This window comes from Microcoleus sp. D3_18a_C4 (assembly GCF_036702415.1).
In the GTDB taxonomy this organism is placed as follows: Bacteria; Cyanobacteriota; Cyanobacteriia; order Cyanobacteriales; family Microcoleaceae; genus Microcoleus.
The window spans coordinates 16,008-27,980 of record NZ_JAUBTI010000051.1 but is presented as its reverse complement, the minus strand read 5'-3'; the positions used below and the strand labels follow the sequence as shown (position 1 = coordinate 27,980).

Below are 11,973 nucleotides of genomic sequence, written 5' to 3'. Positions count from 1 at the left end.
GCGGTGACAATTGAAGAGGAAAAAAAGGCGATCGCCCCGGTTTCCACTCCGAATGAATCTGTCTCGAAAACCGAGGTTGCTACTTCAGATATAACAGTGACGCCATCGGTGAAAAATGAAGAGAAAAAAGAGCCGATCGCACCTGTTTCCACTCCGAATGAATCTGTCTCGAAAACCGAGGTTGCTACTTCAGATATAACTGTGACACCAGCGGTGACAATTGAAGAGGAAAAAAAGGCGATCGCGCCGACAGCCGCGACTCACTCTGTTTCCGTTTCCGAACCGAAAGCCACGACAATTGAAAGTAAACAAGAGCCGATCGCAACTTCTGTTTCTCCCTCAATCAAAGATGCTGGGGCTTCAGAGCCTACTGTGATGACAGCCGTGGAAACTGAAACGAAAATAGAGGCGATCGCACCGACTTCCACTAATCATGAACTCAATATAAATAAAGATGCGACAACTTCAGAAACTCAGGAAACAGCATCAACTTTAATAGGACTTACCGACGAGGACTCAGAAACCGGGTTTTTCTACGAAAATACTTCGTTGCAGCCCGCAGATTTGGTAAAAAACCCGGTTTCTGCGATCGAAGTGCCTAATTCTTTTTTAACTGAACCTCAAACAAAAACTAATACAAATCTGTCAACTGTCGAAACTACTAACGCTCAAAATCCAGTTATTCTCCCAACTCAAGAAGTCGCTAAATCAGAATTAGATATTCCTACAACTAACTCATTGTCGAATATCACACCTGGAGTATGGACTGTTGGCGAAACGGGTCAAGTCAGCTTTGATTTCCTCGTTGATGGCGGTCTTTATGAGGGAGAAATTGCGATCGTTAATTTATCGGGAATGGAGCAATATCCGCCGAATTCTGATGCTTTTAGACAAGAAGCAGTTAAACGTGCTTTAAGCAGTTCAGAATTGGGTCATATTGCGATTCGCGATCGCCTGGAAGGTGCGAGATTTAGCGGTGAATTTGGCGAACCAAATGTTAATCATGGTCAATACCAAGGTATCAAAACTTTTGCGATGCCACCAGGGGCTAAATTTGCAGTGATGTTAGTTCCTAATGGCACTGTGCAAGAGATATCGGAATCTCCCAGTCTTTGGCAGGATAAAACTCCCCTGTTTTCGATTCCAGCAGCTAATGCCGACAGTCAAGTAATGCTGGCTGATTTCACTGGAAAAGGTAATACTTTTGCTTGGGAAGATATACCAGGAAACCAGGCCGATCGCGATTTTAATGACTTAATTTTTGCGATCGATGGCGCGACGGCTAACGTACCAGAACTCGCAGCAAATGTCAATGCCAATACTCAATGGCTGGAGTCAAAAGCAGGCCAGGAAATTTTAACTAAGTCCTTAGTTAACGATAAGCCTCCTGCGATTAAACCCGTTGTAGATTTTGCCTTAACTCCAGCACAACCTACCCGCCAAGTTGACCTCGCTCAAGTGTTTTTTGACCCCGAAGCTAGCACTTTAAAGTATGAAGTGGTTGAGGGTAACAGTGCCTCTTTAGTTGTTAGTTTAGAGGAAGATAAGTTACAACTGATAGGATTGCCACAATCGGGCGTTACTGATGTCGTAATTCGGGCAAAGGATGCAGCAGGTAATTCTGTCATTCACAACTTTTCAGTTACTACTAGCAATCTCAGTACGGATTCCATTGCTGCTGTCAATACTGCCCTGACAGATTTAACGAAAGTCATTAATCAAAATTCGGCAAATTTCAGCGAAGGTTTGAGCAGCGAAGCAGCCACAGAATCCCTGATCAATCTCACAACTTTATTAGAGCAATATCCCGATGCCCTGCCGCTGTTCAATAAACCAGATTCTCTGGCTAAGCTTGGCATAAGCGACAGCAATATTCCCACTCTCCGACAATTACTGCAAAGTCCAGAGGTGGGAGCGGAATTCGGGCTATCAGTGTCTTTAGGGGAAGCTTTAAGCCAGCCTGATTCCACGGTATTTGATGAGTTTTTGCTGAATGCTGATGAGGCTATTTCTCTGCTGCCCTCTGATGCTAAGCAGCCGAAAGTTGGATTTATTGACTTTACGGAGGGAGAACACGTTCAGCGAGTTACTTCTGCATTTTCCTCGATTAATTCTCTGGCTAAGTACGACACTTTTACCGTCAATCGGGGGGATTGGGCTGAGCAATTGAGGCGGTTTGTAGATGGGGTGAAAGCAAATGGTGAAAATCGGGCGATCGCCAATCTCAGTTTCGATTTATCCCAATTAGATGATATCGGCATTACCACTCGTTACGAACTCACTCCTGAAGAACAAGCAGCGATTCAATATGCCCGCGAAAATAATGTTTTGCTAGTTGTTTCAGCAGGCAATACGGGCGGGGTAATGTCGGCTTTGGGAGCGGCTAGCAAGATATTTGATAACATTATTACTGTCGGTGCTGTCAATAAATTTGAGTCTAAAACTGACTATTCTGCCTACGGTGACGGACTCGATTTAATGGCTCCTGGGGGTTCGTGGGCGAACGATCCCAATGCTTTTGTCGGCACTTCGCGATCGGCATCCTATGTCACAGCCGCAGCTTCTTTAGTTTGGGCGGCAAATCCAGCATTAAGTTTGACACAAGTCAAGCAATTGCTGATAGATACAGCAGCGGATTTGAATACACCTGGATGGGATAAAGAAACTGGGGCGGGTTTGGTAGATGTGAAAAGTGCGATCGATCGCGCTTTGTCAATGGAACCAACTCCAGCCCCCGTAAAATCAGGGGTTCAGGTAAGTTTATTCAGCGGGGAAGGTCGCGTAGAGACTTTAGCAAGAGCGGCATCTGAGCCAACTCAAAAGGCGATTTCTGACTTAGAAAAAGCTCAGCAAGATTTACTCGAACAGTGGCAAATCTTAGCAGATTTGGGTAATCCGTCTCTCAACTTGTCAGATTTAGAAGCTGACGCGATCGCGAAAATTGCTGATGCTTTGAATAAGTATCAACAAGTGAGCACTGATGCTGGGATTACTGATGCTCACAACCAACAAAGAGTCGAAGAATTAGCCCTCGCAACGAGTCACTATCAAATTGAAAACGAGCGACTGCAAAATCTTTGGACACAGCAAAAGGAACTTGAGGATAGGTTAGCTAAACTTGGGGAAAATAAATCTGCTTTAGAGACAGAGACTCAAAAACTGTTAGAGGGAATTCAAGCACAAATTGCCAAAGCTGAGGCGGATTTGGCTAAAGCTAAAGCTAAATTGCTCAATCCTTTTGCGAATGTTGGCGATAATTTGCAAACAGATCCCGCACCTTGGCGCGAAGCAGCAAATAAACAACAACAATTTGCCTCTAATTTCCAGGCTCAAGCTGCGATTCAAAATGCAGAAGCGGCGAGATTTAGTGCGATTTCTAATAACATTAATCCCCTCCGCTGGCAACCTGTGGGTACAGAAAAAGGCAGATCCGGCCGCCGGCGAGAAATTTGGGGTTGGGCAAATGACCCAAACTTGTCAAGACAGAAAAATCAATCGCAATGGCAATCCCAAATTGCTACTCAAAATTCTCAAAGTTTACAGCAATTATCACAGCAAGCAGCACAGCAGCAAGGTGCTTTAAATCAGTACGCTCAATTCTTAGAAGCAAAACCAACTAATCTCGGTGAAGAAGGTCTCGATAAAGCTGGTAAAGTGCTGCAACTTTTGCAACAACAGGCCGCAGAACAAGCAAAGATTGCTGAAAATTATACCAATTTAGCTGTTATTGCTGGGTCGCGCCAGCAACAAAATCAAATTCAAGCTAATTGGCACAATTCTCAAATTAATCGTTGGCAACAAGTAGGTACTAAACGTACTGGTCGTTCTGGAAAAAATACCGAACCTGTTTATGGATGGGTACACTATCCCGAACATATTGGGCCGCGGGATATGGCTCAACAATTAGCTAATCAAGCTGCTTCTGAGTCGCAAGCTTACGCACAGTTGGCGCAACAAGCACAGCAACAAGCAAGCGCGCTGCAAGAACAGGCAAGAAAGTTAGAAACTGGAATTAAAGATTGGCCTGTTTTGAAACAGGGAATTGACTATGAAATTGCGGCGGATGCGTTGCGCTTGCAAGCGGAAAAAGATTTGTTTGCTTTGCACGATCCGGTACAGCGGCAAAAGTTAGAAACGCTACTTCAAGAAATCGATCTAGCTGAAAAAGAACTGCAAAGAGTGGAAAATGAAAAGATTCCCGCGCAACAGCAGTTAACCGATTTAACCGAAAATCGGTTGAAAGAAAGTCAGGCTAAGTTAGAGGCAATTCAAGCTGAGAAAGCTGAAGCTGCGAAGAATTTGCAAAACTTCTTAGAAACTGCTGGTTTCTTGTTGCCTTATCGCGAGAGGTTGTGGGCGGTTGACAAACAAATTGAGAAGTTAGAATCGGAACAACTGAATGCGTTCAAGACAATGCTGGAGTTGCAGAATCAATTGCAGAAAAATCCTAGCGAGAGTTTGCAGCAACAGTTGGATAACTGGGCAAGTTATTTGCAGAATTTAGAGCAAGAATTGGCTTGGGCTAAGTTGCAGCGCAACCAATTAGCAATGGCTTTGGCTGATTCGCCGGAACGATTGGCGATCGCATCTTTAATTAATGATTTTGAACGGGAACAGCAAAAACTTAAGGCAACCACACAAGGGGCAACCACGGGGGGATTGCCCCTACAGAGATACCTTGATTTCCTGCACGGTGTCGAGGGAAGTAGCGCGAATTTCCTCGCCGGGTTTGATAATTTAGATAGTCGTTTAACTCAAGGAAAAACTGAGCAAGCACAAACAGATAAAGCTCTGGCTGTACTCAAAAAAGAATATCGCGAATTGGGTTTGAAGAAAGCAGATTTAGAAGATGTTCAGATTCCGGCTAAACAAAAACAAATTGTTGATAAAAACAAGGAAATTGAAGGGACGGAAAGTGCGATCGCCCAAACTCAATCCAGTTTTTCGACAATTTCCGCAGCACAACTGACGGATATCCCAAGTGCGATCGCCTCTACAGATGCCGCAATTCAGCAGCAAAAATCTGCGGTACAAGGCTATCAAAATCAAATCAATCAAGCCTTTGCTACTGCTAACTCATTGGAACAGCAACGGCAAGCTAATCAAAATGCAGCTAATTACTGGAACGGTCAGGTTTATGTGTTTAATGCCGATGCTTATCTAGCTTATTACCCTGACGTTGCAAAAGCCTTTGGCTGGAACGGACAATTAGCTTACTGGCACTATCTCTCCTATGGCAGATACGAAGGACGATTGCCTAATCCCCAAGCAGCCGTCTATCGAAATAATCATCAAGGTGCTGCTAATTCTTTTGCACAACAGCGAGATTTAGCTACCTCAAATGCACAACAACTCAATGCCACTTTGCAGCCTCAAATTGCCACTGCTCAACAGCAAATAAGCACACTGGAAACAGACAGAAACCTTTTAGTTCAGCTATCACAATTAAATGCTCAACTATCGCAACAACAACAGCAGCGGGATACTCTTGTCCAAGATTTAGAAAAGCTGAATCAACTCAAAGCTGATACCGAACAAAAACTGATTGACAAATATCGAGAAATTGAACTTACCAGTCAATACTTGGAGCAAGTGGAAGGTGAAGTCGATCGCCTGCAAAGTCGCCTCGATGTTCTCAATCGCACTGGTGTTTTACAAACTAAGTATCAGCAGGATTGGAACGCATGGCAGCAAGCAAATCAAACTCAAGTAACTGCCACTGAATCTTTATTGGCAACTCGTCAAGCTGGAGCAGCAGACAGGCAACAATTGGCAGATTTGCAGTCACAATTAAAGCCTGTTCAAGATAATTTGCAAAAAGGTCGATCGCTCCAAACATCTCTTGCCGATACTCAACAAGCTCTCGCTTTTACAAACCTGCAAATCGGCAATCAAAATTTAGTGATTCAAAGTGCGATCGATAACGATGCTGGACTCGCAGCAGCGGAACGAGCTTACTTGAATTTAGCTGAAGCAAGTCGGCAAAAAACCTGGTATTGGAACGGCAGTGCTTGGGCTTACAATGCTGGCGAAGCTGCGGCCTATCGCAGTCATTTGCAAGCAGCTTCATTTATCGCAGATGAGCGGAACAAACTGTGGCAACGCCGTCAAGAAGCAGCTAAAAAAATTAACGAACTCACTCAGAAAGCCGCCGAACAACAGTCACAAATTGCCACTCTTAACTCCCAGTTACAAGCGCTGGGAGGAGTGCCACAACTGGAAGCGGAGTTTAATCGGGTACAAAGTGCGATCGCCACTGTGAATCAGCGCTTACAACCCCTGCAAGATCGAGAAAACCAACTAATTAAAACCATCCAAAATGCAGCATCTCAGGCCGCAAATCTGGCAGGAGAACTCGCCCAAACAACTCAATTAAAATCAACAGCACTGCGTCAGTTAATTGGTTTGGGAATGCTGGCTTCGGAATCAGATGTTGATTTCTTTGCTACACAAGTCGAGCCGCAAGTCAATACTCATCTGGAAAAATTGCGCGGTCAAGGCCAGGATTTGACAAATCAAATCAATAGCATTAATGACTTAGTTGCTGATTGGGAACAACAACTCGCCAATACAACAGATCCGGTGAGTCAGGAATATCTGAAGAATTTGATTCAACTGTCAAAATCTCAGCTTAGCAGTTTAGAAGCATTGCAAGCATCGAGTCAGACTGCCGCTGACGATTTAGAAAAATTGCTGAAACAAGCAACAGAAGCCCTGCTTCCGTTGCGGCAAAAGCAAGAATTAGAAATCCGCCAGAAGCTAGAAAGCAATGAAAATCGCCTCACTGCTTTGCAGTCTCAGCTCAATTCCGAAAACGCGGCTGAGGCGGCAATTAAAGATGACACCGTGCTAGCTCATGCCCAACTTACTGACCAAGTTCGCCAAGATTTAACTAATAGCGTCACCAACACCACTCAAGAGCTATTAGAGGGCAACCCGATGACGAAAAAATTGGGTGATAACCAGCAAAAATTGTCTGAATCTGTTGATAATTTGATAGCTGAAATTAACGATCGATTTGCTGAACCATACGGTGACTATCAGCGGAGTGAGGCGAATCTGGAGGACGGGATTAAGACTCTGGGGGTTGTGGAAAATCTCGCCGATGCACTTGATGGTAGTGTTACTTCTACTGAGCAAGCAATTGAGAAAATTAAACTCCGCATTAAACAGGATGATGAGTTGTGGCAAGAAATTGCTCCTATTGCGACTCGTTACGGTGTTGAGTCGCAGGAATTGAAGGATTATCAAGCACAAATACAGGCAATTCTAGGTTCCAAAACATCTCATACAGAGATAGATGCAGCTACTAAAGAATTAAGAGCGCAATTCCTCAAAGACCATCCTGAAAACGGTACAGCGATTAATTTGTTGCAAGGAGCAACTTTAGAAGGACGTAGCCCAAATCAGCACATATCCAACTTGTTAAATTCAACAGTGGATACATTGCTAGCTGCTGATGCTGTCGAAGGGCGAAATCCAAATCAAGCGCTATTTGATAAAGCAAAAGCCGAACAAGCATCACACGAAGCGCAAGGTTATGCGGCTTTAGCACAAGCGGCTTGGTACGAACAACAAGCGGCTTATAATTGGGCGGTCAGTCGCAAAAATGGCCCTTACTGGTACGAGCAACGCTGGGTTAAAAGACGCTCTGGAAAAGGTCATTGGGAGACTGTTACCCATGTTGACCATAATTGGATTCTTTGGAGTCAATATTCCCAAATATTTCCCCAGTTGCGGCAACAGGGAATTGCACATCTCGCAGAAGCCGATAAATGGCGCAAGGAAAAAGAGCGAATCGAACCATTGGCGAAACAGTGGACTGAGGCAAATAATGCGGCCAATGAAGCCCAACCTCCTGTTAAAGAATCCCGCGATTTCTTTGCACAATTAGAAGAGGCTCGCAAGTCGATTCCTGGTGACAAAATTCAATTAGAATTCTTAGAAAATCTGTTGCCAACGCTGAAGCAACAGTTAGAACAAGCCGAGGCTGAAGCCGCCGCTCAAAATGCTAAAGTGCAGCAACAATGGGAAGAATACGATACTAATTCTGAGGAGTATCGCGCTGCTGTTGCTGATATCCTGGCACGTCGCGGCGAACTGAACAAACAAGCCATAGAAACTCAGCAACAAATTGCTGATGTAGAAAAATGGGTTGAGCGGCAAAGTGTAGCCCTAGCACCGGAATTAGCAGGCACGAAAGCGCTAATTGATTCCCTGAAACAGCAACAGCAAGCAATTACTAATCAAATTGCCGAATTTGTCAAACAAGGTGCTACTGTAGATGGTTTGCAAGACTTATACAGCAAAGAAGCACAGTTAAAACAAACCTTGCAGCTACTGATAAATAAAGCTGCAATCCTCACCGCCCAGCAAACCGCGCTGACTCAAAAACGCACGCTGTTAACAGCACAAAACGAGGTAATTCTTGCCGAACAAAGGTTACTCGATGCCTACACCAAAGACCCCGATGCCGACACTAGCAATTTGCAGCAACAATTGCAAGATGCCCGCGCTGCTTTAGCCGAAGCCCAGCGTTTAGCAGAACAAGCTGAAGCTGCTAGCAAGATTCTCACCGCACCATTGCAACAATTGAAGGAAGATTTGTTGGTGCAAAATGACGAACATCTCAAGCAAGCGAGGGAAAATCAACAGATTCTGAAAGCGCTGGTAGAAGCAACTCAGGCGAATGCTAACTACACCCTGCAAGCTGCACAAAAACAGCAAGAAGTCAACTATTTAGAGTTCCAAATTTTGCAGCGATTGCAGCAAGCAACTGACGCGGGTTTCAAAGAAGCGAAAGCGCTGTTAGATGTAGCTAAGCACAACGATATGGCGACGGCGGCAGAGATTTACTATCGCGATTACAGCGACTTAGCAGGCGATAAAGGCAATAGCTCTAGCCCCGGTTTAGCTAAGCCAGAAGACCGAATTTTAGCAGACCGATACTATCAGGAAATGCTGAATAACCGGGAGTTACAGCGCCGCGCTCGATCGCAAGCTGATGCCTTTGGGGCGACGAGAAAAACCGCCGAGGCGCAGATGAAAACGCTGCAAACACAGCAAGAAACCGCTGCTAAATTGTTGAGCGATTTAAATGACAAAATTGCCACTACCCAGGAGGAAAAGGAGAAAAAAGAGCAGGAATTAGCCATTGCTCAAGCTCGTCTGGATGGCATTACCCGCATCCGCGAACAAACGGAACAAACTTTTATTCAGTTAGTAACCATTGAAAAACTGAATTTAGCCCAAGCGCAATTAGAGCAAGAAATTGCCGAATCGCGCCAGCAGGGAATTGATGAAGCTGTACAAGCGAGGATGGAACGCGACAGACTAGAAACGGAACGTCAGAGAACAGAAACTGTTGCCAAAATCGAACTGTTGCGGCAATTGCAAGCCGAAGATAATCTGCGGCAATCCTTAAATCAGGCGCGGGGAAATCTGGGAATGACTACCCTGGAAGCAACGGACGATCCGGTGCAATTGCAAACACAATTAGCGGGACTTCTCGCATCGCTGAAAGATTTGGAAACTCAGCAGCAATCTGATTTACCAGCGGATTTGAAGGCATTGTTAGCAGAAGCGCGGGGTGATATCCATCTGGCATTGCAAGGGAAAGAAGCGGCGAATATTCAAGAAAATCTGCTGAGGGCAATGGAGGGCTTAATTGGACAAGTTCAACAGTACAAAACTGAGATAAATCGCATCGATTTAGAGGAACAGTGGGATACTCAGTTGTTGCAAACTGCCGAGACGGATTTGCAAGGTGCTTCTCAACAATTGTTGAAAGAGTTGCAGCGTGCTGAGGAATTATCGGGTGAAAAGCAGGTGATTGAGCCGCTGTATATGGAGGCTTTGACTAAGGTTGCTTATGCGGAACAAGCGGTGGATATTTCTGAGGATTTGGCTAAGCAGTCGAAGGAGATGTTGGAGCAAATTATCAAGCAGCGAATCGAACAGCGGAAACTTCGTAAAAAGATGTTCTGGATGAAGTTGCTGGGAATTATCTCTACAGTTCTTGGGATAATGGCAACCATTGCTACTATTGGAGGTTTCGCACCTTTAGCAATTGGTTTAGGTGCAGCGAGTGCGGGAATTAGTGCCATTCAATCAGCCATAAGTGGCGACTGGATGGGAGCAATTTTCAGTGTAGTGATGGCTGGGGTGAACGTCGTTACTGCTGGAATGGGCAATGCCATCTCTGCAACAGCAATCAAGACAATTCAAGGGTTACAATCTGTAGCCACAGGTGCTTTCAATGGAGCACGTTCCATTATGTCTGGTGACAGTATTTTAGGTGCGTTGCAAATCCTCGGTGGCTTTGCTTCAGCAGTGACACCAGGACTGAAATCGCTGCTCGATAAATGCTCCCCAGCTATCCAGAAAGTGATGGTATCGATAATTGGTTCGCTCCAGAAAGCCCCAGAATTGATTTACAAAGGTGTCAAATCAATTCAAAAAGGCGACTGGTTTGCAGCAATTGGTAATATCTTCAACGCTGTTCTTGCGATCGGTAAGAGCTTTGCTGGCAATTTCAACAAGGCTGTGGAGGGTATTTTGAAGACCGTTGATAAAGTTGGTAATACTGCTTTGTACTTAGGTAATGCGATTAAGGATGGTGGGATTGAGGGTTGGTTGTCTGGTATTGGTGGGATTTTGAGTCTTTGGAAAGATGATCTTAAGGGAATGGTTGATAAGATTTCAGGGAAGGAAGAATTTGAAGATGACCTTCTATCTTTAGACGATGAAACGTCAGAAGACCAAGATGATAATTTTTCATCTACTGAGCCAGAAACTGAAGATAGTCAATCATTTCAAGAATGGCTTGATGCGTGGATTAATGAACCTTCTGGATATCTGGTTGCAAAAGAGACACAACTTGATGAATTTGGAAGACCAATCAGTGTGACTGATATAGGTTATGGATCGGGGGCAACTTTAAATGGTCAACAAGGCGATCGACAATCTGAGACTGTTCTCAAGGGAGGAATTACGTCTGGTAATTCCACGCCCGGTAACTCCTATGAATACGAAATCAAGGATGCTGATACTCTTTGGGATATTGCACAGGAAAAACTTGGTGATGGGAGTCGGTGGAGCGAACTTCGCAAAGCGGATGGCAGCACATTTACTGAAGAGGAGGTTGGTCATCTACAGATTGGTCAAAAAGTCTATGTACCAGATGGGTCATCCGCAACTGTAATAGGAAAGATTACTGGCTTTGGTGAAAATAGTAATCCGATACCAACAGACCAAACTCAAGGTCACAAGCCAATAGCTAACGCTTCTGTGAATAACAATGAATACAAAAGTCTCTGGACAGACAACTTGATACTGGGAAACAAACAGTCAGCTTTATATCAATATGGTTTTGATGTTACGACAGGGTTACTCGGCATTAAAACTGAGAACTTAAATTTAGATTTGGTTAATCTTTCTATACAAAGAGGGCGTTGGTTAAACGATGACAAGAAAGATATCTATGGGTTGAATGAGTACGCTGGGCTTTATAATGTTAATGTGAATATTCCCATCAACAAAAATCAATTCATAGTATTAGAAAGTGGTGGATTGAATGCTAACGTAACGGGAACATTAACGCCCGATAGCGGTTTGAGTTTGGCTTTGGGAACAAACATTATTTCAGGTGCAGTTACTTTTGGATCTTCCAATAAGAATAGTAAAATCGATCGAGAACTTCGGATTGGTTTGGGTGCTGGTGCTGGTGGAGGAGTACGTTTCCATTGGCAAGACGAAGATGCTGATGGCAAGCCAAAGTATGGATTTGGTGCGGATATAGGAGTTGTATCTTTCGATGTTAAAACAGAAGATCCATTGCGGACTCTATTTATACTTACACCTATTGGTTCTTCTATAACTACTCCCCTATTTGGCTCCCGTAATATAACCGAAGATGCGAATAGAGCAGCAATAGATTTAATTCGCAAATTATCGGTAAAAACTCAGAGGTAA

At 44.3% G+C, this 11,973-nt stretch carries 1 protein-coding gene; it reads left to right on the top strand.

The window, feature by feature from the left end; all coding sequences use genetic code 11:
• The first annotated feature begins 3 nt into the window (after positions 1-3).
• On the top strand, positions 4-11,973 hold the full coding sequence (locus tag QUB16_RS20715; protein WP_333318967.1) for a DUF4114 domain-containing protein: 11,970 nt from the start codon (positions 4-6) through the stop codon (positions 11,971-11,973).